Source organism: Clostridium pacaense (assembly GCF_020709765.2).
In the GTDB taxonomy this organism is placed as follows: domain Bacteria; phylum Bacillota; class Clostridia; order Lachnospirales; family Lachnospiraceae; genus Enterocloster; species Enterocloster hominis.
In genome coordinates, this window is record NZ_JAJFEB020000002.1 from 47,477 (window position 1) to 69,731 (window position 22,255).

The 22,255-nt window shown below is 52.2% G+C and carries 19 protein-coding genes; 1 reads left to right on the forward strand and 18 read right to left on the reverse strand.

What is annotated here, in order from left to right; genetic code table 11:
- Window positions 1-469: 469 nt before the first annotated feature.
- The 10 genes from LK536_RS33825 to LK536_RS33870 form a co-directional block, all read right to left on the reverse strand.
- Window positions 470-2,644, reverse strand: a complete 2,175-nt coding sequence (locus tag LK536_RS33825) for an RNA degradosome polyphosphate kinase (RefSeq protein WP_227794766.1) — start codon at window positions 2,642-2,644, stop codon at window positions 470-472.
- Between the two features lie 452 nt (window positions 2,645-3,096).
- Entirely contained in the window at window positions 3,097-4,662 is a 1,566-nt protein-coding gene (locus LK536_RS33830; protein WP_008724077.1) for a Ppx/GppA phosphatase family protein, read from the reverse strand.
- Window positions 4,663-4,801: 139 nt separating this feature from the next.
- Complete coding sequence (locus LK536_RS33835) at window positions 4,802-6,079, reverse strand: ATP-binding protein (protein ID WP_008724075.1); 1,278 nt, start codon at window positions 6,077-6,079, stop codon at window positions 4,802-4,804.
- Window positions 6,080-6,085: 6 nt separating this feature from the next.
- Entirely contained in the window at window positions 6,086-7,213 is a 1,128-nt protein-coding gene (locus LK536_RS33840) for a bifunctional chorismate mutase/prephenate dehydratase (protein WP_474911828.1), read from the reverse strand.
- 63 nt (window positions 7,214-7,276) lie between these two features.
- Window positions 7,277-8,020, reverse strand: a complete 744-nt coding sequence (locus LK536_RS33845) for a lysophospholipid acyltransferase family protein (protein WP_008724072.1) — start codon at window positions 8,018-8,020, stop codon at window positions 7,277-7,279.
- Window positions 8,021-8,166: 146 nt separating this feature from the next.
- Entirely contained in the window at window positions 8,167-8,712 is a 546-nt protein-coding gene (locus LK536_RS33850; RefSeq protein WP_025484266.1) for a putative ABC transporter permease, read from the reverse strand.
- A gap of 100 nt (window positions 8,713-8,812) precedes the next feature.
- Window positions 8,813-10,345, reverse strand: coding sequence for a cardiolipin synthase (gene cls / locus LK536_RS33855; RefSeq protein ID WP_008724066.1), 1,533 nt, complete (start codon window positions 10,343-10,345; stop codon window positions 8,813-8,815).
- 79 nt (window positions 10,346-10,424) lie between these two features.
- The gene (locus LK536_RS33860; RefSeq protein WP_008724065.1) at window positions 10,425-10,874 is read right to left on the reverse strand and encodes a type II secretion system protein; all 450 of its coding nucleotides are present in this window, start codon (window positions 10,872-10,874) and stop codon (window positions 10,425-10,427) included.
- 71 nt (window positions 10,875-10,945) lie between these two features.
- On the reverse strand, window positions 10,946-11,317 hold the full coding sequence (locus LK536_RS33865; RefSeq protein ID WP_008724063.1) for a prepilin-type N-terminal cleavage/methylation domain-containing protein: 372 nt from the start codon (window positions 11,315-11,317) through the stop codon (window positions 10,946-10,948).
- A 37-nt stretch (window positions 11,318-11,354) separates the two neighbouring features.
- Window positions 11,355-13,067, reverse strand: a complete 1,713-nt coding sequence (locus tag LK536_RS33870; protein ID WP_227794536.1) for a GspE/PulE family protein — start codon at window positions 13,065-13,067, stop codon at window positions 11,355-11,357.
- 129 nt (window positions 13,068-13,196) lie between these two features.
- Between LK536_RS33870 and LK536_RS33875 the strand changes: the two genes are divergently transcribed.
- A complete protein-coding gene (locus LK536_RS33875; RefSeq protein ID WP_506092078.1) occupies window positions 13,197-13,925 on the forward strand; it encodes a prepilin peptidase in 729 nt (242 codons plus the stop codon).
- A 30-nt stretch (window positions 13,926-13,955) separates the two neighbouring features.
- Here the strand turns inward: LK536_RS33875 and LK536_RS33880 are convergent, their stop codons facing one another.
- The 8 genes from LK536_RS33880 to clpB all read right to left on the reverse strand — a co-directional run bounded on the left by LK536_RS33880 (window position 13,956) and on the right by clpB (window position 22,227).
- On the reverse strand, window positions 13,956-14,687 hold the full coding sequence (locus LK536_RS33880) for a hypothetical protein (RefSeq protein WP_227794538.1): 732 nt from the start codon (window positions 14,685-14,687) through the stop codon (window positions 13,956-13,958).
- A 5-nt stretch (window positions 14,688-14,692) separates the two neighbouring features.
- Window positions 14,693-15,217, reverse strand: a complete 525-nt coding sequence (locus LK536_RS33885; RefSeq protein ID WP_008724055.1) for a PulJ/GspJ family protein — start codon at window positions 15,215-15,217, stop codon at window positions 14,693-14,695.
- Between the two features lie 15 nt (window positions 15,218-15,232).
- Window positions 15,233-15,601, reverse strand: coding sequence for a type IV pilus modification PilV family protein (locus LK536_RS33890; RefSeq protein ID WP_025484274.1), 369 nt, complete (start codon window positions 15,599-15,601; stop codon window positions 15,233-15,235).
- Window positions 15,585-16,385 (reverse strand): hypothetical protein, encoded by an 801-nt coding sequence (locus LK536_RS33895; RefSeq protein ID WP_227794539.1) that lies wholly within the window; start codon window positions 16,383-16,385, stop codon window positions 15,585-15,587. The genes LK536_RS33890 and LK536_RS33895 overlap by 17 nt, the downstream gene beginning before the upstream one ends.
- Window positions 16,372-17,895 carry a hypothetical protein gene (locus tag LK536_RS33900; RefSeq protein WP_227794540.1) on the reverse strand — a complete coding sequence of 508 codons (1,524 nt, stop codon included), beginning with the start codon at window positions 17,893-17,895 and terminating at the stop codon, window positions 16,372-16,374. The genes LK536_RS33895 and LK536_RS33900 overlap by 14 nt, the downstream gene beginning before the upstream one ends.
- Window positions 17,896-17,938: 43 nt before the next feature.
- Window positions 17,939-19,129: a type II secretion system F family protein gene (locus tag LK536_RS33905; RefSeq protein WP_025484279.1), complete on the reverse strand. Its 1,191-nt coding sequence runs from the start codon at window positions 19,127-19,129 to the stop codon at window positions 17,939-17,941.
- A 94-nt stretch (window positions 19,130-19,223) separates the two neighbouring features.
- Window positions 19,224-19,403 (reverse strand): DUF4250 domain-containing protein, encoded by a 180-nt coding sequence (locus LK536_RS33910; RefSeq protein ID WP_008724044.1) that lies wholly within the window; start codon window positions 19,401-19,403, stop codon window positions 19,224-19,226.
- A gap of 232 nt (window positions 19,404-19,635) precedes the next feature.
- Window positions 19,636-22,227 carry an ATP-dependent chaperone ClpB gene (gene clpB / locus LK536_RS33915; protein WP_227794541.1) on the reverse strand — a complete coding sequence of 864 codons (2,592 nt, stop codon included), beginning with the start codon at window positions 22,225-22,227 and terminating at the stop codon, window positions 19,636-19,638.
- Between the last annotated feature and the right edge of the window lie 28 nt (window positions 22,228-22,255).

Sequence of the window (22,255 nt, forward strand, 5' to 3'; positions counted from 1 at the left end):
TCCACTCACCCACTACGTATCGTTTTCTCCACACCACATAAATCAGGAAAAAAATATAAAAACCCAGCCAGGGTTTTTGTCACTCGTCAATATTAACCCAGGCCAGGGAATTTATTTTATTTCCGGATGGATGATTGAGGTATGTGGGGGTTGGAGGACACAGCACGGGGAGGGGGGCAGGACGGACGGCGGCGGGGTGGACGCATAGTGTAGGAGGGCGCAGCTTCTTAGGTCCTGGCAGCATAAAAGACGGGGGTGGACGAATGCATCAAAGCATGAGTCCAAGGTGCTCTGAACGTAGAAAGTCCTTCAGGATTTCTACGTGAATAGCACCGATCCCCCGTCTTTTATGTTGTCAGGGCCTTAGAAGCTGCGCCCTCCGGAACTGGGCGTCCAGTCCGCTGCCGTCCGTCCTGTCCCCCTTCACGGGCGTAGCTTTCAAAAATCCCCCTCCTACACCAACCATCCATCAACCCCCACTACTCTCAATCGGCGTAAACACCCTCACCCTGGCCGGGTCATCCACCCTGAATTCCTTTGCCATCATAATGGCCTCCCGGCAGAACTGTTCCTGGGAGTTTACCAGGACTTTACCCCGTTTATCTTCTTTTTCGTAGGTTCCGTCCGGCTGGAGGATGTGGGCTTTCACATTATCTTCCAGTTCAATCTCAAGGATGCGGATGACCTGCTCCTTCAGCGTTTCGTTCTCTACCGGGAACATGATTTCCACACGGCGGTCCAGGTTACGCGGCATCCAGTCCGCACTGCCCATGTAGACCTCAGGGCTTGCGTCATTAAGGAAGTAGAAAATCCGGCTGTGCTCCAGGAAGTTGCCTACAATGGAACGCACCGATATATTCTCACTTAAACCGGGAACGCCTGCCTTCAGACAGCAGATACCACGGATTATCATTTCTATCTTAACCCCTGCACAGGATGCTTCGTACAGGGCGGTTATGATTTCCTTGTCACACAGGGAGTTCATCTTAGCCATGATATGGGCGGGCTTGCCATTCCTGGCATGCTCTGCTTCCCTGCGTATCATCCGCAGGAACCTTCCCCTAAGCCATAGGGGGGCCACGGAAAGCTTATTCCATGCAAGGGGCTCTGAATATCCGGACAGCATGTTGAATACAGCGGTCGCGTCCTCTCCTATCTGAGGGTCGCAGGTCAGGATTCCGCAGTCCGTATAGAGCTTTGCGGTTGAATCATTGTAATTGCCGGTCCCAAGATGGACGTAACGCCTGATTCCGTCCTCTTCCATGCGCACCACCAGGGTAATCTTGCTGTGGGTCTTAAGGCCCACCAGGCCGTAGATGACATGGCAGCCGGCTTTCTCAAGCATCTTGGCCCAGTTGATGTTGTTTTCCTCGTCAAACCTTGCCTTCAGTTCCACCAGCACGGATACCTGCTTGCCGTTATCAGCTGCTTCAGCCAGCGCTGCAATGATTGGGGAGTTGCCGCTGACACGGTAAAGGGTCTGCTTGATTGCCAGCACCTCCGGGTCCCTGGCCGCGCTGCGCACAAAGTTTACCACCGGGTCAAAACTCTGGTATGGGTGATGGAGCAGGATATCCCCTTTCCGGATATTGGTGAAAATATCATCCTCGTTCATCAGGGCCGGTACCGGCTGGGGCACGTATCTGGATGTCTTAAACAGATCAAAACCTTCCAGTCCATACATCTTCATAAGGAAGGTCAGATCCAGGGGACCGTTGATTCCAAATATATCCTGGCTGTTGATGGATAGCTCTTTTCTGAGGATTTTCAGCAGCCGCTTATCTACGTTATCCTCAATCTCCAGACGGATGGCCTCGCCCCACTGGCGTTTCTTCAGCTGCTTCTGGATTTCTTCCAGCAGGTCCACTGCCTCTTCCTCATCAATGGTGAGGTCCGCGTTCCTCATGATACGGAATGGATGGGATGCCACAATATCATAGTTCAGGAACAGGGACGGCATGTTCCGCTCAATTATCTCTTCCAGAAGTATGACCACGCGCTGTTCCTTTCCATCCTCCACCACTTCCCTTGGAAGTTCCACAATCCTGGGGATGACGGACGGCACCTGCACCATGGCAAACTCCAGCTCATCGTCTGTCTCATCCGCTTTTTTCTTCCTCAGAAGCGCAGCTATGTTCAGCGTCTTGTTGCGGATTAAAGGAAATGGCCTGGAGGAATCAAACGCCATGGGCGTCAGTACGGGATATACATTTTTCTTAAAATATTCATCTGCAAATGCAGCTTCCTTTTCTGTCAGGTCCTCATGCTCCGTAATGACCCTAAGCCCGTTGGCCTTAAGGGCAGGCAGGAGGGACCTGTTATAGGTGGAATACTGCATTTCAACCAGCTGGTGTGTCTTCTCACTTATTTTATCCAGCTGCTCCTGAGGTGTCAGGCCTGCTATGTCGGGCTTGGTGTATTTTGCATGCACCATATCCTTTAAGGAGGCAACGCGCACCATGTAGAATTCATCCAGGTTAGAAGCCGTGATACTTAGGAATTTGAGGCGCTCAAAAAGCGGAAGGCTTTTGTCCCTTGCCTCGCTCAGCACCCGGTAGTTGAACTCAAGCCAGCTCAGTTCTCGGTTAACATAATTGTTCGGGTCAGCCGCAAAATCCACAGTGGTTTCTGCAGGCTTTTCCATTTTTAACTTTACGTCCTTCGTGCTTTCTGCCTTGGCTTTATCGGTCTTTGAGACTTCCGCCTTGGCCTTCTCAGCCTTCGAAGCTTCCGCCTTGGCCCTCTCAGCCTTTGAAGCTTCCGCCTTGGCCTTCTCAGCCTTAGAGACTTCCGCCCTGGCCTTCTCAGCCTTTGAAGCTTCCGCCTTGGCCCTCTCAGCCTTTGAAACTTCCGCCTTGGCATTCTCAGCCTTCGAAACTTCCGCCTTGGCCTTCTCAGCCTTCGAAACTTCCGTCTTAACCTTCTCAGCCTTCGAAGCTTCCGCCTTGGCCCTCTCAGCCTTCGAAGCTTCCGCCTTAACCTTCTCAGCCTTAGAGGTTTCGGCCCTGGCCTTCTCAGCCTGCTTAGACGCCTCTTTGGCTGTCTCTTTTACAGTCTGTTTTGCAGACTGCTGCTTTCCTACTGAATCTGCCATGATTACACCCTCCTCTTCTGCTTTAACACAGGTCTTACACCAAATATCTCCTCAAAGAAATCCGCCTTCTGTTCAAAGGAGGCTGTCTCCAATGCCATGTTGCCCTGATATCCTGTTGTGATAATCAGTTCATTGTCCCTGACCGCCATGCGGCAGTCCGCCAGTTTTCCGCGGTGGCTTCTGTCCATGGAATTGGCCAGGCGCAGGATGGCGGTCAATTTTGCGATAAGGATGGTAATCGCGTTGCGGCTGTAACCCGGCATATCCTCCTGGTGTATCTGTGTCTCCAGCTGGACTTTGTCATAGTCGAAATCCCTTATGTTGTAGCGGACCACGTTGGCAATGATTTCCCTCTCCAGATGGCTGAGGCCAATGATTTCCGTGGACATGATGATGTTATAGGAGCATTCGTTGGAGTTCTTGATGCTGATGAACTTGCCGCAGGCATGGAGCAGTACGGATATCTGCAGAAGCAGTCTTTCCCTGGCCCCAAGCCCATGGTACTTTTTCATGCTGTCAAAGATTCCCAGGGCATATTGTTCCAGCACCTGGTTGTGGCTGGTGTGGCACTTATAGCGCTTGGCCATGTTCCTGGACGCTGCCAGGATATCGTTCTCAAAGTTATGGCTGAACCGGACCAGCTTGTTATCCTGGGCATATTCAGCGGCAATGCCGTCGCACAGACGGATTCCCGGAACCCAGAACATGTCTGCCCCGGTCAGTTCCAGAATGCGTTTATACACCACCACGCTTGGAAGGAGCAGGGAGGCGTATTCACTGTTCACTCCAAACTTCTCCTCAATCTGGTCCGTGGTCAGCTGGCACAGACGCTCATAAAAACGGTTCATGGTGGCTGCGTCAATCCGGTCCCCGTATGCCTTCAGGTCCATGCGGTTAATGATATAGAGGATATTCTCCCCGATTCCGATAAGGTTGTTGATTTCCCGGTCCTTCAGGTACATCTTGCGGAAGGTGAACAGCTCATTGTCCACAATCTCCTCAATGTGCTCCCGGTGTTCCGCCACGGTTGCCGGGATGTTTGCCAGAAGGCCGCGCACACGCAGGGTACCGAGAGGGAGGTTCTGGGTGGTCACCAGGGAATCCTTGTCAAAGAGGGACAGCTGGGCGCTGCCGAATCCAACATCCACAATGGCCGTCCCTTTTTGTATGATCTTATTAAATTCACTGGCCTTGGCAGCAATGGCCTTATAGCTGATAAAACGCTGCTCTGAGTTGCTGATGATGCGCACGGTAAGCCCTGTCCTCACCCGGATCTGGTCCAGTATGATCTGATTGTTGTGGGCTTCCCTCATGGCGCTGGTCGCATAGGCCCTGTAGTCCTTGACCCTGTATGCCTTCATTATCTGGGCGAACTCCCCCAGGACCTGGCACATCTCCTCCACCAGGCCATAGCTGATTTTGCCCTGGCTGTACGTATCCTTGCCAAGGGCAATCACATGGCGGACATGGTCCACACGCCGGATTCCCGTCTTATATGACATCTCATAGATGCCCATTTCCAGCTCGAATGAGCCCACGTCAATTGCCGCAAATGTCCGAATAGCCACCTTTATCACTCCTTTTGACCGCTATTATAAACGGGTCATTAAACTTTTACATGTAAACCATGTAAAACCCCTGTAAAATTCATGTAAACCCCACCCTGGCATGCATGAAAGCCCCGCCTGTTCCCAGGGAGCACATCTGCTATTTCCGGCCAAGAAGATGGGTGATGAACTGGGCCGCCGTACGGCCTGACAGGCCGCCGTGGCTCAGTTCCCACTTATTGGCCTCCGCGTAAAGCTCCTGTTCCGGCATATCCAGGTGGTAACGGTCCGCCAATGCCTTCACGATTGTCTCAAATTCCCTCTTGTCCGGGGAGCCAAAGTATATGGTCACGCCAAAACGGGAAGCCAGGGACAGCTTCTCCTGTACCGTATCATTGTTATGAAGCTCGTCGTCCAGTTCCCTCTTGTCACTGAACTTCTCACGTATCAGATGGCGTCTGTTGGATGTGGCGTAAATCAGCACATTGTCCGGGCGCTTGCCAAGCCCGCCCTCCAGGATTGCCTTCAGATACTTGTACTCCAGTTCGTAATCCTCAAAGGAAAGGTCGTCCATGTAAATGATGAATTTGTAATTCCTGTCCTTAATCTGCTCCAGCACATCGGAGAGCGCGCGGAACTGGTGCTTATATACCTCAATGATACGCAGTCCCCTGCTGTAATATTCATTGAGCACAGCCTTGACACTGGAGGACTTACCGGTTCCCGCATCGCCGAACAGCAGCACATTGTTGGCCTCCCGGCCTTCCACGAATGCTTCGGTGTTCTCAATCAGCTTCTGTTTCTGCAGCTGGTACCCCACGATATTATCAAAATATACGTGCTCCACATTGATGATCGGGTCAATGACAACGGTCTGTCCCTCATCCTTTTCCACAATCCTGAATGCCTTATTAAGGCCGAATTTGCCAACTCCGAATTCCCGGTAAAATTCCTCCACGTGATCCTGGAATTCCTCCACATCCGCGGATTCCTTCAGCTTGACAGCCAAGCTCACGATGCGGTCCCTGATCCTCTTATTGAACACGCGGCTGCCTTTTCCGCTGGACTCATAACTGGCCAGCTGGTTCCACATCCCGGCAGGCGCAAGGTCATGGATGTCGTAATCAAATAATGCCTTAAAGATCTTAAAGTCCTCCCTGGCCAGCCGGTCCAGGGAGCCGCCTGCCGCCCCTGTGATTTCACAGGTGGTTGTATAGGCATTTTCGTTGTTGGCCAGACAGAAGGCCAGGAAACAGTGCCAGAGATTCCCCTCGAATCCATAATTCACAGCCAGTTCAACCAGCTGCCCTGCGCAGTGGAATGCATCCGGCCGGCCGTCGCAGTCCGCATATCCCATAAGGCAGGCCATGTCCTTAAACAGCTCCTGGTATTCCAGATTCCTGTATATAATCAGTTCATTAATGTTCATACCCGTCATACCTCCCTAATAATTGCCCAGGATCCGCATGCTTACGGCTTCCTCTGAAATTCCCTTTAACGCATTCTGTATGGCCGCATCCCCCAGGGAACCTTCCACATCCACAAAGAACCTGTATTCCCAGCTGCGTCCCACAATGGGACGGGATTCAATCATCAGCATGTTGACATTGTTATAAATCAGGTTCCCCAGCATGTTATACAGGGAACCGCTTTTATGTAAACCTTCAAAGCAGATGCTCACCTTGCCTGCACCCCGCCTGTAAACAGGCGATTTAGACAGGATGATGAACCGGGTGGTGTTGTCCTTGTCATGGTTGATGCCATGCTCAAGGACCTGAAGCCCGTATAGCTTTCCCGCTGTCTCGCTGGCCACTGCTGCCTGGGCAATGTCCTGGTCCTCCAGTATCTTCTTGGCAGCGCCCGCCGTGTTCTCCACGCTGAACTGGGTCCACTGCCTGTTGGCATTCAGGTACCGGGAACACTGCATCAGGGCCTGGGGATGGGAATACACCCTCCTGATATCTGAAATGGACGCCCCCTTAAGCCCCAGAAGGGCATGGTTTACGGAAACCTGGGTCTCGGCCACGATATAGAGGTTGTGCATGACCAGATTGTCATAGTTGCCGCTGACAGCCCCTGCGGAGGAATTCTCAATGGGAAGGACCGCGTAATCCGCCCGGCCTTCCTCCACTTCCACCATGGCATCCTCAAAGCTGGGCACATGATATACATCTGCGTCATCCCCAAAGTACTGAAGGGCCGCTGCATGGCTGTAAGCCCCTTCCACGCCCTGGTACACAATCCGGGCATTGTCCCGCTTCAGCTCCTCCACCATGGTAAACCCGGTATCCAGACGCTGCCCATGCCCTGCCAGGAGGCCATACTGGAGCCTGCGGCTGATGGTCATGATCTGCGAAAACAGTTCGTAAACTCCCTGCCTGTTAAAATCCCCATGGGCCATACCGGTCACGGTTTCTAATTTTTCCTTTTCCCTTGCCCCGTCATACACAGGCTTGCCTGTTCCAATCTTATACTCCGCCACGTCCCCGCACAGCTTCATCCTTCTCTCAAATAACTCAACCAGCTGTGAATCAATGCCATCCAGCTGTCCCCTGATTTCCTGTAAATCCAGATTCTCCATGGTATCTAATACGCTCCTGTTCCAGGGCGCGCGTCCGGCGCGCCTTATTGTTCCTTATTCCTGTCCTTCAGCCATATCCTTAAGCATGCCTGATATCACATCCCTTGTATATGCCCCCGGGAACTTCTTTGCCTCCTGGGGCAGTTCCTTTAAATCAATGGGTTCCCCGTACCGGATGACCACATGGCTGGGCTTTATGAACGGAAGATGGTCCTCGAATATCCGGGAAGTCCCTGTGATGGCCACCGGTATCACAGGGCATCCGCTTTTCTGGGCAATCTTAAGGCTGCCCTCATGGAATGGGAGAAGTTCCGTCATATCCTCATTCTCATTGCGTGTGCCCTCCGGGAATATCCAGATGGATATACCGGATTTTACTTTCTCAATGCCTTCCAGGATGGCCTTTAACCCTTCTTTGATATTCACCCTGTCAAGGAACAGGCAGTTAACCCTGTGCATCCAGTCCCTGAGAAGGGGTATCTTAAGCATCTCCTTTTTGGCAACAAACCCGGTCAGCCCTGGCACGGTCACATATCCCACAAGAATGTCAAAATAGCTCCTGTGGTTTCCCACATACAGGACCGCCCGGTCCATGGGTATGTTCTCCAGGCCCTGCACCTCATATGTAACCCCTGCCAGTTTAAGTATGAACCGGAATACTCCCTGTACAATATGCAGGCTCTTAAACTGCGCGCCCTCCGGGTCTTTCTTGTCCCGCATTCCCAGGATGCCAAGCAGCGGCACACTGAAAATCAGGAACAGCACCACGGTCAGTGCCACCATAATTATCCGTATCATTCCCTGTCTCCTTTAATTCCTGTATATATTTTGGCGTCCGGGCGCCAAACCCGGACTGTTTCATTTTATTATATAAAAAGAGCGGATTAAATACAATACCTTCCATCCAGGTTTGATATTTAATAACCGCTCGTCTGTCCGGCGCTTCAGGGTGTGTCTGAAAATCCACTCCCGCCATCTGCACTGGTCAAATATTCAAATAACAGCCCGGTCCCGAACCACAGGGGGGCGAACTTAAGCCGGATGACACCGCCCACATTGTCCGGCCATGCCGAGTAGTCCCATGGGCAGATTCCAAGGCCTGTAAGCCAGGTCCCCGCCACATATTCCGCAATGAATATCAGCACCATGTAGATAAGCCCGTGCCGTATGATCCGCCCCGCGCGGGACATCCTGTCCCCATCCCCGTCTGCAAAGCCCGGCAGGCCAGTAAGCCAGCTGTCTATGAAATGGCTGATGGGTAACAGCAGGGCGCCCATCCCATAGATGGGAAACATAAGTAAGGAAGTCTGGCCCATCAGGGTCCAGTCCCCTGCCATGATGGAGTCCACGGATGTGAACATTACCTCCAGACACCACCCTGCAATGCCGCACCGGCAGAAATTCATCAGCAGTCCCGTCATTTTATTGTACCGTTTTTCCTTACGGCTATTTGTGTGATTGATTCCTTCTGTCTGCACTCTCATAGCCATTAGTATGAAAGCCGGTCCGTGCTTTTATTCGCCTGGAACCATTTTTCCAGAACTTTCCCAATGCCCGTCTTACCTGGTTTCCCTTTGCCGGCAGGGTCTGTCACAAAAGCGGGGAGAGCAGGCGGCTGGATTGTTCCTTTATGCGCATCCACATGCTTCTCTCCTTGTAATCCTCCCTTGTAATCTCCCGGCAGTGGGGAAGGTCGCCCATGAACGCCTCCTCCAGTTCACCCGTGACTTCCTCATCATAAATCGTGGCATTGACCTCAAAGTTCAGTTCAAAGCTGCGTATATCCATGTTGGCGGTCCCATAACAGCTGACCCTGCCGTCCACCATGATTCCCTTGGAGTGAAGGAAGCCATTTTCATATATATACACCCTGGCCCCATAGTCCAGAAGCTCCCCGGCATAGGAACAGGTGGCCCAGTACACAAAGGGGTGGTCCGGCTTACACGGAATCATGAGCCGGACATCCACGCCTGAGAGCGCTGCAATCTTCAGCGCTGAAAGGATTGCGTCGTCCGGGATGAAGTACGGGGTGTGGATATAGATATGGTGCTTGGCCTTGTGGAACAGCTCCAGGTAATTATTCCTTATATGCGGCTCATTGGTATCAGGGCCGCTGGTAATAATCTGCATGGACACCAGTTCATTGACCCGCTCCGGATCAGGCCACACAGGAGTCCACTCGCCCTTAAGACGCCGGGTGATGTACTCTGCCTCATCCCCAAAATACCTTGCCTCCTTAAAAAGGTTCTCGCCGGTGGCATAGTTCCAGTCCAGGGCAAACCGGATCTGCAGGCTGATGGCAGCCTCCCCGTCAATACGCAGATGGGTGTCCCGCCAGTAACCGAATTTGGGATCCTTGGAAATGTACTCCCGCCCAATATTAAAGCCTCCCACAAAGCCTGTATGGCCGTCAATCACAACGATTTTCCTATGGTTCCGGTAATTCACACGCAGGTTGAGCCATCCCAGGAAGGGCGGGAAGAACACGCCCACCTTAATCCCTGCTTTTTCCATTTTCTCCCAAAGCTTTTTCGGCATGAACCTGCCGCCCATTCCGTCGCAGAGGATACGGACCTCCACGCCCTCCTTTACCTTTTCCAGCAGGATTGGCACAATGGAATCAAACAGCTCGTCATTTTTAATGATATAGTACTGGATGTGGATGAACCGCCTGGCCTGGCGGAGCTCATTCCTCAGGGACTCGAACTTCTCCTGCCCGTCCGTGAATATCTGCACCTTATTGTTTACCGTCAGCACGGAACCGGAGGTCTCCAGGTTATAGAGGATCAGGCTTTTGAAATCCCTGGTCATGGGATCCATCATCTCCTCGGGCATGTCATCCGAGCGTATGATTTCCTCCTGGCTCTTAATCGGGACATTGAGCCTGTCGCTGATTTCCTTTACTTTGAACATCCTGCTTTTCTTTAAATCCTGCCCGAACAGAAGATAGAAGATGATCCCGAACACAGGAATAAAATACAGGGCCAGAAGCCAGGTCCACACGCTTCTCGGGTCCCGCCGCTGAAAAAATATGATAATGATTGAAAATACAAGGTTGATGTACAAAAGATGCTCCAGCAGCCATCCCCATATCATCAGCGCCGTGTCCAAGATTAATTCCATAGGATATCCTCTCTTACCGCTTCTGCCTTACTGTTTCTGTGTCACCGCTTCTGACTAACCGATTCTGTCCTTACTACTTCTACCAGCCAAAATCCTTGCTGACATTCTCATATGTGACGTTTCCGTCTTTATCATATGTTACCAGGATTGCCGTCTCACTGTTCTCTGAATCATATATTATGGAAATCAGGCGCCCTTCGGTGACATCTGCATTAACATGTGCAATTCTTGCGCCTTTCTGTCCTCCAGAGATATAATCCTTAATCAGGCTGTAGGGACTGTCCAGCTCCACTCCCATAAGGTTATGTACGATTTTGCCGTTCAGTGTTCCTTTTTCATACTCGTCGGTAATATAACGCTGTACCGCATCCGCAGCCATTTGTGCTTCTGTATAGGCCGTCATGTTGTGGGCGGCCTGGATATACCCCGCCATGTGGGGAACAGCAAATGCCAGCAGTATGGCCAGGATTGCAACCACCACAATCAGTTCCACCATCGTGAACCCACGGCATCCCCGGCGTTTTTTCATATGTTTCATCCTCCTACTTCCTTCCCGTCCTTCATCCAGCCGATAATGGCCAATTGTACCACAAATACGGACTATTTTCCAGTTCCCGACACAATCTCGCCGTCCCCGGTGCTGCCCGGATAAACAGCTTTGTACGTCCTGCCGTTTATCTCGCCTTCCCAGAACGCGGAATCCTTTCCATCCGCATCCCTGGTATAGTTATATTCCTGTTTCTCATTCTGCTTCATGGCGCCGGCATCAATCATGTCCTGCTGGGCCTTTCCCAGGGTATAGTTGGACCTGGCATTGGATATGGCTACCTGGCTGGCTGATTTGTCCTGAAGCCCGCGGTAGGACGGCACTGCAAGCGCCACCAGGATACCGAGTATGGCAATGACACAGATCAGCTCTATGAGGGTAAATCCTCCCCTGCTGCCTTTTCCCTTCTTGTCTGCTTTTTTCATTCTTATGTTTCCTCTTTTCTTTTGTAGTATATCAGTATTATTCCGCGGAATAAATTATTTTTTCAGCCTCTTCCATGCTGGTTTCACCCTGGATTGCCATCTGTACCACATTCTCCTTCAGGGACCTGAATCCTCTTTTCTTCTGGTACGTCCTGATTTCCTTTGGCAGCACATTATCCGTTATCATGAACTTCACCTCCTCGTCCACCTCCATCAGCTCATAAACTGCTTTCCTCCGGCTGTATCCGGTCCCATTACAGCAGGGGCAGCCCGAAGCCTTCCACAGCTTATCCACTTTTCCGGCGCCCAGTCCCTCCAGCAGGCCGCGCTCCCTCTCATCCGGTTCATATTCCCTGCGGCACAATGGACACAGCACCTTCACCAGCCGCTGTGCCACAATCCCGGATAATGCCGCTGCCACCATATAGGGCGCCACGCCCATGTTGCGCAGCCTGTTTATGGTGGAAGCGCAGTCATTGGTGTGAAGGGTGGAAAACACTAGATGCCCGGTTATGGCGGCCCTTACACCGATGGATACGGTTTCCTCGTCCCTCATCTCGCCGACCATGATTACATCCGGGTCCTGTCTCAGTATGGAGCGGAGGGCAGTGGCAAAGGTCAGGCCTGACTTTGGATTGACCTGTACCTGGGTCATCCCCTCAATCACCTTCTCCACCGGGTCCTCCACGGTAACCACGTTGATTTTCTTTTTAATGATGCGGCTGAGCACAGCGTACAGGGTGGTTGTCTTGCCGCTTCCCGTCGGCCCGGTCACCAGCACGATTCCATGAGGGACCTTGAGGATCCGCTCAAATATCCCGCGCTGTGTCTCCGTCATCCCAAGGCGGCTCACATCCATCAGTGAATTATCCCGGTCATTGCCCAACAGCCTCAAAACAACCTTCTCCCCGAAAACAGAGGGCAGGGTGGAAATCCTCAGGTCCGTGGACACATCTGCCCGTTCATAATGGTACTTGCCGTCCTGAGGCAGCCTCTTTTCCGCAATATCCATGCCAGCCATCAGCTTCAGCCTGGTTATCATGGGGCGGTGGTACTCCATCTCCAAAGTAGTATGGACAATCAAATCCCCGTTGATTCTCATCCGTATCACAAGTTCATGATTTCCCGGCTCCACATGGATGTCGCTGGCATTTCTGTTATAGGCATTCTCAATGATGGCATTGACCATGCGCACCACGGGAGCGCCTTCCACCCGCTCCTTAAGGACCAGTTCCATCTGACGGTTACGGGTATCCATGATACCTGCCCCAGGCGTGCCGGCAGCAGGGTTCATGAGCCCGGTATTCCCGCCTGCGGTATTTTCATAGGTCCTGTCAATGGCGCGTCCCACTGCCGCAGATGTCCCAAGGACCACTTTGACCTCCATGCCGGTAAGGGTTGCCGTCTCATCAATGACATCCATATCAATGGGATAGGAAGCAGCCACCACCAGCCTGCCTTCCTCAAAATCAATGGGTATGATCCGATTATGCCCTGCAAATGCAGGGGAAACCATGTCCGCTGCCTTCAAATCGATTTTATAGGAATCCAGGTCCGTCACCTGCAGATTGTCCCGGGTTGCAGCGCATTCCATAACAGCGTCCTCGGTCACATAGCCCAGGTCCATAAGGATCTGCTCAGCTGTTTTCCCCGGTTCCTGTTCCTTAAAGTACATGGCCCGTTCCAACTGGCTCCTTGTCAGGTATCTGTGCTCTACCAGCAATTCTTCTATGTTCATTTTATATGGCACTGGTTGTCTCCTTCTCTCTGAAATGGTATACTGACTGAAATGAACCGCAATCCGGGATTATATTGTATCCGGGATAATCTACATTATCGGGGGACTGTCATGGATTTTTTCTACCCAATATTATATGGAATGTTTGGCGCTGTAACCGGAAGCTTCCTGAATGTCTGCATCCTGCGGATACCTGAGGGCGAAAACTTTGTCACAGGGCGTTCACACTGCCCGGCCTGCAAACGGCAGCTCAATCCGCTGGACATGGTACCCATCCTGTCCTTCCTGTTCCTGGGAGGGAAATGCCGGTCCTGCGGGGAACGCATATCCATCCAGTATCCTTTGGTGGAAGCAGGCACCGCCCTGCTGTTCTTCCTGTGCTGTCAGGCCAAGGGTCCGGGAGCAGAAGCCGTCATCATGTGTCTCTTTGGCTCGCTGCTTACCGTGGGCGCCTTAATTGATGCCCGGCATATGTACATCCCGGATGGCATCAGCCTTTCCATCCTGGTTCTGGCGGCAGGTTCCCTGATGATTGCTCCCCGTCCCGGCCTGGCAGGCCGGATTGCCGGCGCAGTCATATGCGGCGGTTTCCTGGCGCTCCTGCGTGTGCTCACAAAGGGCGGCATCGGCCTGGGCGATGCAAAGCTCATGGCCTCCAGCGGCCTGCTTCTGGGCGCGGGAGCAGGAATGGCGGCCCTCCTTGCAGCCTACATCCTGGCCGGACTCTGGTGTCTTATCCCCTTAATAAGGGGACGGGTAAACGGCAGGACCAGGATTCCAATGGCTCCGTTCTTTGCCCTGTCCCTTATTGCCTTCGGACTGTGGTACAGGGAAATCATGGCCTGGTACATGGGCCTGTTCCTTTCATAGGACATGGCCTGATTCCCGTAAGGACATGGCCTAATCCTCGTAATACCGGCAGACCCCATTCCCGTTGAGATAGAGTTTCACATCCTCTCCGGAGTTCCCGGATATGTCCTGCTCAATGGTCATGACGGCGCCGTCGCTATTATCAAACACAATATCCGCGCCCAGGGAAAATGTATATCCATTACAGACCACTTCCGTATGTACATTGGCCTTTCCGTCCAGCGGCTTTACCGTTAATGTAATATCCACTGCAAGGCTGTCATCCGGCAGGGACTGGCAACCCTTCATCACATATTCCTTGTCTCCCAGGGCATGATGAAGATACCGTTCCCACCGGCTTTTCGGCTCTGTATCCCTGACATGACCATTGAAGCCGTATCCTGTCCCGTCCCCTTCCATGGCCTCCGCAGGGATTTCTTCTTCCCCTTCTTCCCCGTCTTCCCCTGCCTCTTCATCGTCCATCATTTCATCATATTCTTCGCGGACCATCTGGCAATCCTCCTCAAAACACCGCCAGATACTGTTGGCTGCTTCCGATTTCCCGCTGGCAACCGCCCCGCAGAAGGTGCTGTGTATGGTCTTGGCCGTTATCTGCGCCTCCATATACGATTTTCCTGTCAGGGCAGACTTCATCTGGTATCTGGAAACCGCCATATAACCGCAGGAAAACACGGACAGCAGGGTAATGGAAAGAATCACATATATAAGGCTGCTGCCCTGTTCACCGCGTCTTCCCGACCATCCTCTCCTATTGCCGACCATGCCGTCTACCCCTCCTCAACCTGGTAATCATACATGGAGTGTATGACCGCCTCCTGCTCATAAACCGTTTCCTCATCCTTCATGATACGGATCAGCACCCTGGCCTGCCCGGTTTCCGTTCCGTCAAAATCAAGTTCCAATGTCATCCCGTCAAACGCATCCACCTCCAGGTCATCCGCGGATATATGAGGCCAACCAGAAACCGGAGGCAGCTTCTCATAGGTAATCCCGTTTACTTCGCAGGAAGGCCTGGAAATCCCCGGTTCCCGCACATAATACGACAGCGTTTCCGGATGGCCGGGTTCCACGTAATACACATAGCCGTATCTCAGCAATTCCTCCAGTTTGGTATATGCCTGGCTGCACATTCCCTCTGCCTTGGCCAGTCTGTCAAAGCCATAATAAAGCTTAGCCTGGGGATGCAGGAAGCCCGCTGCAAATACCCCGATCACGGCTGCGATTGAGAGGGCTGCCACCAATTCTAAAAGCGTAAATCCCTGACAGCCATCCCTTATATTTCTTTCAGTCAATTTTCTTACCGCCCTTTATCTGTGCCTGTAAAATGTCATGGAGCTATCAAAATCCTCCGGTGCCGCGCTTACCCTGAATTCATCAAAGGATTCTTCCGCTGCATAATCCCCGAAGGCTGATTCATTTTCCATGTAAAACTCCACCACCAGGGTATTGCCGGTTGCCTCTCCCGCCCCTGCCCCAGACATGGAACTGAGCTCGTAATTCATTCTCCCCATCCTGTGTTCCTTTGCCAGAAGTCCCGCATTGGCGCCGGACATCATCAGGAAGCCGGAAACAGTTACTGCCAGAAGGGCTGTGGCCGTGATTACCTCAATCATGGTAAAACCCTCCTGGCGGGAATGGATTTCCATATATGTCCTGCCCCTATTTTGTCTTTTCATAATAATACCTGACCTCCACAATCCCTCTTAAACCGCCGTTCCCGGCCATGCCGCTTTCTTCCCTTTCTTCCGATGCCGCCAAATCAATATAGGTTATCACAAGGCTTTTATCATTCCGGTATATCCCGTCCGCAAATTCCATGATATTCCCCACATCCATGCATCTTACTTCCAGCGTAACAGTGGATGCCATATATTGTTTCCCTGATTCGGCTGTATCCTCCGTCCCGCCTGTATCCGTTCCGCCTGTATCCGTACCAGTTGTATCCATACCAGTTGTATCCATACCAGCTGTATCCATACCAGCTGTATCCTTCCCAGCTGTATCCTTCCCGCCGTCCGTTTCCCGCGCACCTGCCATATTGTCCACAACACCGGAAACCGGGGTGCCCGCGCCTGATACATGGCTTTTGGTCTTCATTTCCCCGTGCCCCTCCATCGTCCCCACCGGCTCAGGTGTTCCGATACTCAGGCGCACAATCCCCACACCGGCACGTCCTGCCAATTCCTGAAGGTTCCGGTCCATGAACACATCGTCAATATCCCGGTAGAAAAACTCCCCGTCATCTTCTTTCTTCAGCCCCTCAAGCCGCTCCCTTAAATCCGGGTAATATTTCAGGTACAGTTCGGCCTTTGCCTGTTCTTCCTTAACTTCCCTCAGCCGTTCCCTGGCTTCAGCCAGGCGTCCCTTTTCGGGGATGATAAAAAACCTGAACGCCAGGGCCCATATGCACACGAACATCAGAAGCCTGATGAGGAAGCGTTCCCTTTTACTTATTTTCATCCTGTTCTCCCTCTTTGAGGACTGCGCGGACTGATGTATGGATGCGCACCGTGCCATTGTCCTCTTCCTGCTCCCAGTTACTGTGGCTGACAGAATGGAATACCCCTGAATCCCTGATCCGCTCCACAAGGCCCGGAATCTGTTCAGGACTATTTTGGGATATGGTCATTTCCATGGTTCCCGGCTCCTTTTCATAGACAACGGCCTCCACATCCATATCAGCTTCCATGGCTGACGCAAATGCCTCAAAGTCAGTCCTGTCCAGGAAGCCGGACGAAGCGCTCCTTAAGGATTCCTCCGCAGCCATCCGTGCAGCCATTGCCGAAACCTCATTTTCCAGTTTACAGGACGCCCGATATTGTTCCCTGAAACCAGCATCTGACATGACTGACTGGAGCCGTTTCAACTCCCCTGTAACCTGGGCGCGCTGAAATCCCACATACCCGGATATTCCTGCTGCCAATATAAGGTTGGCAAGCAAAAACAACATGTTTCTTCCTGATACAATCCCATATATCCCGGAAAGCATCCCGCTGTCCTCACCGTCCGGCCCAGAGGAAAGCCTTACGGGGCCCTTGCCCGACAGACTTACCCCTGACAAGCTTACGCCTGACAGGCTTTTACCAAACAGGCTTTTACCTGACAGGCTTCCGGCAGCAACCGCAGCCAATGCGCCGGGCGTCACCGCCACATCCTTCCCGGATACGCTCACCGCCGCACCTTCACAGGGCATGTCCAGACGATCCTTCAGACATGCCGCCGCATCTTCCATGTCGGAAAAGCAGTTTCCCACCAGTACTGCGTACTCCGGACTGAACATTCTTTTATCATCTTCCAGCTGTTGGCGTATACGGGCCGCCTGTTCCGCGATTTCATCATACAGAACCTCCTTAGCGCCCTTCCCGCAGAAATATCCGGCTTTCAGCGGACTGCTTACCCATGACAGGCAATGTCCTCCGGCAACCGCATACAGCCCAATTCCCTCCTTTTCCACATCGATGATAAGGCTGGAACGGCGCCTGCACATCATCCGGCTGGCCACAGCCGTGCAGTCCGGCATCAGAAGGGTTCCGCCATATATCATACCTGCCCGCTCCATGGCTTTGACATATGGTTCCAGTTGTCCCCTTTCCATATAATATACCGTGGCGCCAATATGCGGTTCTCCGGAAATCTTCTGGATATCCACTGCTGACAGACAGTCCGCACCGCATCTTTTGCTGGCCATCAGTTCATTATAAGCCATGCGTCTGAGCGCCCGCTTTCCAGCCTTTGGGAGCTTTGTGTACAGGAAGGAGAGCCTGCGCCCCATAACCAGTACAATCCTCTTTCCCTCCAGTCCGTACTGGGCTGCCCATTCTGCCAATACCCCTTCAGGACTCCTGCCGGAAGAATCGCTTTGCGCCTCCTGTACGACAATCGTTCCCCGGCCGCCTGCACGTCCGGGCGCCTTATATGTCCCGCATATATATGTAATCCCGTGTTCTTCCACACATATGTAATGTTTCATCCTAGTTCTCCGTTCCGCCGTCCCCAACGGCATTTGTTTCCTCTTACAGCATGGACGAGTACATACGAAAAACAGGTATCATGACTGCCATGACAATGGAGCCCACTATCAATGCCATCAAAAGGATCATGGCAGGCTCCAGAAGTGCGACCATCTGGCCCAGCGCCCTGCCTGCTTCCCTTTGGTAATAACCGCCTGCATCGCCAAGCACCTTGTCAAGGGCGCCTGATTCCTCACCAGCCACCACCATGGAGATGAGCACCGGATGGAATATATCCAGCCCCGCCAAGACCTGTGAGAGCATTTCCCCTCGTTTCAAGCCATCTGCCGCCTGTTCCAGGCATTGCTCCACATAGGTATTGCCCATGACCCGTCCCGTGGCATGAATGGCTTCCAGTATCCCTACGCCACTTCCATAAAGCACTGCAAAGGTAGATGCGAAACGCGATGTCTCAACTGTTTTTAATAATGTTCCGATTATTGGGATACAGAGGACAGCCCGGTCAGCTTTTAACCGGACCCGAGGAATCATAAGAACTCCCATGGACAGGGCAATTAAAACCAATAGCAGTAACAGACACAGCATCCCGTGATTTCTCAGGCCAAGGCTTGCGCTCATCAGTACACGTGTCAGCAGAGGGAGTTCCTGTTCCTTCATCATGGACGCAAACTGGGGCAGGACCGTGGTCAGCATGAAAACCGATGACATGATTGTAACGCCCAACAGAATGACCGGATATGTCATGGCCGCGCGTACCTTACCATTCATTTCCTCTTCACGGTCATAATACTCAGCCATTGTTCCCAGCATTACGTCCAGTTTCCCGCTGGACTCGCCAGTCTGTATCATATAGACCAGAAGGTTGGGAAATACACCCGGCATCTCCTCCATGGCCTCAAACAAAGTACTCCCTTTATGTATGCTCTCCCTCAGCCTCATCAGGTTATCCCTGAGCGGACCATCCTGTGCGGATTCATAGCTGACCGCCAGGGCATGGGACAGCGGTACGCCCGCCGCCAGCATGGCTGACAGCTGTCTGCAGAGCGGAGGAAGAAGCTTATGTTTTATCTTGGCCGGACGCAGGGCCATGCCTGAATCCAGGCTGCGGCATTCATAGCAATAAAGATTCTTATCGCGCAGGTCCCTAAGAAGAATACGTTCATCCGCTGTCTCCATGACACCTTTATAAACATTTCCTTCCATGTCCTTTGCCTTATATCTGTAACGCGGCATGAGAAACCCTCCCTTATCCATATGCCAATGAAGCAAAACCGGCTTCATCTGAACCCATCAGACAAAGCCGGCTTCTTACCCGATATATAATTGATTAACGGAAACAATTCTGAGCCGGCTCATAGCGGTAACCAATGCCTGACAACACAGATATGATATTCGATTGATCCGTATCCAGCGCCTGGCACATCTCTTCCAGAGAATTATAGTTGTCACGGAGCTGTGTATTTACATAACTTAATAAAATGTTAGGATCTTTGGGAAGGGTATTCACATTTCTTACCTGCCTTTTTAATCTATTAAATTCCCTGTAACTAAACTGTAATTTTTCTCAGCCGAAACGATTATATCACCTGCAAGTAACGTTTTCAACATTAATTTAGGGTATTTTCTCGTTTTTTTCACCTGCGTTTCAATATTTTCCGAATTAAATTTCATTATTAGAAATATTCTGACTTTATACCAAAAATATACCCCCGCTGCCCAAAAGGCGGCGGGGGTAAGGATCATTCCACATATGCAATCAACCTGCTTCCATCCTCAGCCACATCAATCACGATGGTATTGCCTTCCCTCACGCCGTCGCCAAGTATAAGCTTGGCCGCAAGGGTCTCCACATGTTTCTGAAGATACCGTTTGAGAGGACGGGCGCCGTACACCGGGTCATATCCCCTCTCCGTGATAAATGACTTGGCGCTGTCAGTCAGTTCGATGGAAAGCTCCCTGTCGGAAAGACGCTTATTCAGATCAGCCACACAAAGGTCCACAATCCGGCTGATATTGTCTTTGGTCAGCGGTTTAAAGAGGATGACCTCATCCAGCCTGTTAAGGAACTCAGGACGGAAATGTACCCGCAGGTCATTCATCACCGCTGTCTCTGCCTCCGGACGGATCTGCCCGCTGCCATCAATCCCTTCCAGCAGGTACTGGGACCCTATATTGGAGGTCAGGATGATGATCGTGTTCTTAAAGTCCACGGTCCTGCCCTGTGAATCCGTGATACGTCCGTCATCCAGGACCTGGAGCAGTACGTTGAATACATCCGGGTGGGCTTTCTCCACCTCATCAAACAGTACCACGCTGTATGGCTTGCGCCGCACTGCCTCTGTCAGCTGTCCGCCCTCATCATATCCCACATATCCAGGAGGCGCACCAATCAGACGTGCCACGGAGTGCTTCTCCATGTACTCACTCATATCGATACGCACCATGTTGGATTCATCATCAAACAATGCCTCTGCCAGCGCCTTTGCCAGTTCCGTCTTACCAACACCGGTGGGTCCTAAGAACAGGAAGGAGCCGATTGGCTTTGATGGGTCTTTGATTCCGGCCTTGGAACGGATGATGGATTCCGTCACCTTTTCCACGCCTTCATCCTGGCCGACCACACGCTCATGAAGGACCTCATCCATGTGCAGGGTCTTGCTTCTCTCGCTTTCCGTCAGTTTGGACACCGGGACCCCGGTCCATCTGGAGACAATCTTGGCAATCTCGTCCTCGGTCACGCTTTCATGCACAAGGCTCAGGTCCTCGTTCTTAACCCGCTCCTCCTCTGCTTCCAGTTCCTTCTGAAGCTGGGGCAGCCTGCCGTACTGCAGTTCCGCGGCCTTGTTAAGGTCATAGCGCTGCTTGGCGTCCTGGATGTCCCGGTTAACCGCCTCAATCTCTTCCCTCAGGCTGCTGAGACGGTCCACGCTGGCCTTCTCATTCTCCCACTGTGCCTTCCTTGCTGCAAAATCATCGTGCAGTTCAGCCAGCTCCTTCTGCAGATCAGCCAGACGGTCCTGGCTCAAACGGTCCGTCTCTTTCTTAAGGGCAGCTTCCTCAATCTCCATCTGCATGATCTTCCTGGACATCTCATCCAGTTCAGCGGGCATGGTGTCCAGCTCTGTCTTAATCATGGCACAGGCCTCATCCACAAGGTCAATGGCCTTATCCGGCAGGAAGCGGTCGGATATATAACGGTCCGACAAGGTTGCCGCGCTGACCAGCGCTGAGTCTGTTATCTTAACGCCATGGAATACTTCATAGCGCTCCTTAAGCCCCCTAAGGATGGAAATGGTATCCTCCACCGTAGGTTCATCCACCAGCACCGGCTGGAACCGGCGTTCCAGGGCAGCATCCTTTTCAATATACTGCCTGTATTCATTGAGGGTGGTGGCTCCGATGCAGTGCAGCTCGCCCCTGGCCAGCATGGGCTTTAGCATATTGCCTGCATCCATGGAGCCTTCTGTCTTGCCGGCTCCTACAATGGTATGGAGTTCATCAATGAACAGGATGATCTGTCCGTCGCTCTTCTTCACTTCCTCCAGCACTGCCTTCAGACGTTCCTCAAACTCGCCCCTGTACTTGGCGCCGGCCACCAGGGCGCCCATATCAAGGGCAAACAGTTTCTTATCCTTAAGGCCGTCCGGCACGTCGCCGCCCACAATACGCTGGGCCAGGCCCTCCACCACAGCGGTCTTGCCCACGCCGGGTTCACCGATTAAAACCGGGTTGTTCTTAGTCTTACGGGACAGGATACGTACCACGTTCCTTATCTCGCTGTCGCGGCCGATGACAGGATCCAGCTTCTGGTCCCTGGCCCGTTCCACCAGGTCATACCCATACTTCTGAAGGGTATCATACGTTGCTTCCGGGTTATCCGAAACCACCCTCTGATTGCCCCTTACTGTTGAAAGGGTCTGTAAAAATGTCTCCCTGGTTATATTATAGAGCTTCATCAGCTCCTTGATTTCCTTATTCGGATGTTTCAGCAGGGCCAGGAACAGATGCTCCACGGACACATATTCATCGCCCATGGCCTTTGCCTCGTCCTCGCCGTTAATCAGTACCTTATTCAGGTCATTGCTGATATACAGCTGGCCGCCTCCGCTTACCTTGGTAAGGCGTTCCACTGCCTGCTTAGCCTCATTGGTAAACATGTCGCCCTGAATCCCCATCTTGGTAATCAGCTTCAGAATCAGGCTGTCATCCAGGGTCAGGAGGCTGTAGAGCAGATGCTGCTGGTCTATCTGCTGGTTTCCATATTCATATGCCAGCTTCTCACAGTTCTGGACTGCTTCCATTGATTTTTGTGTGAATTTATTAATATTCATCGCCCATTCCCCTTTCTTCGTATCCCCG

Excerpts from the sequence above, each read along its gene's own strand:
- LK536_RS33825 (WP_227794766.1), bottom strand. The coding sequence starts at position 2,644 with ATGGAAAAGCCTGCAGAAACCACTGTGGATTTTGCGGCTGACCCGAAC.
- LK536_RS33835 (WP_008724075.1), bottom strand. The coding sequence starts at position 6,079 with ATGACGGGTATGAACATTAATGAACTGATTATATACAGGAATCTGGAA.
- LK536_RS33845 (WP_008724072.1), bottom strand. The coding sequence starts at position 8,020 with ATGATACGGATAATTATGGTGGCACTGACCGTGGTGCTGTTCCTGATT.
- LK536_RS33850 (WP_025484266.1), bottom strand. The coding sequence starts at position 8,712 with ATGGCTATGAGAGTGCAGACAGAAGGAATCAATCACACAAATAGCCGT.
- cls (WP_008724066.1), bottom strand. The coding sequence starts at position 10,345 with ATGGAATTAATCTTGGACACGGCGCTGATGATATGGGGATGGCTGCTG.
- LK536_RS33860 (WP_008724065.1), bottom strand. The coding sequence starts at position 10,874 with ATGAAAAAACGCCGGGGATGCCGTGGGTTCACGATGGTGGAACTGATT.
- LK536_RS33865 (WP_008724063.1), bottom strand. The coding sequence starts at position 11,317 with ATGAAAAAAGCAGACAAGAAGGGAAAAGGCAGCAGGGGAGGATTTACC.
- LK536_RS33875 (WP_506092078.1), top strand. The coding sequence starts at position 13,197 with ATGTTTGGCGCTGTAACCGGAAGCTTCCTGAATGTCTGCATCCTGCGG.
- LK536_RS33880 (WP_227794538.1), bottom strand. The coding sequence starts at position 14,687 with ATGGTCGGCAATAGGAGAGGATGGTCGGGAAGACGCGGTGAACAGGGC.
- LK536_RS33890 (WP_025484274.1), bottom strand. The coding sequence starts at position 15,601 with ATGAAAAGACAAAATAGGGGCAGGACATATATGGAAATCCATTCCCGC.
- LK536_RS33895 (WP_227794539.1), bottom strand. The coding sequence starts at position 16,385 with ATGAAAATAAGTAAAAGGGAACGCTTCCTCATCAGGCTTCTGATGTTC.
- LK536_RS33900 (WP_227794540.1), bottom strand. The coding sequence starts at position 17,895 with ATGAAACATTACATATGTGTGGAAGAACACGGGATTACATATATATGC.
- LK536_RS33905 (WP_025484279.1), bottom strand. The coding sequence starts at position 19,129 with ATGCCGCGTTACAGATATAAGGCAAAGGACATGGAAGGAAATGTTTAT.
- clpB (WP_227794541.1), bottom strand. The coding sequence starts at position 22,227 with ATGAATATTAATAAATTCACACAAAAATCAATGGAAGCAGTCCAGAAC.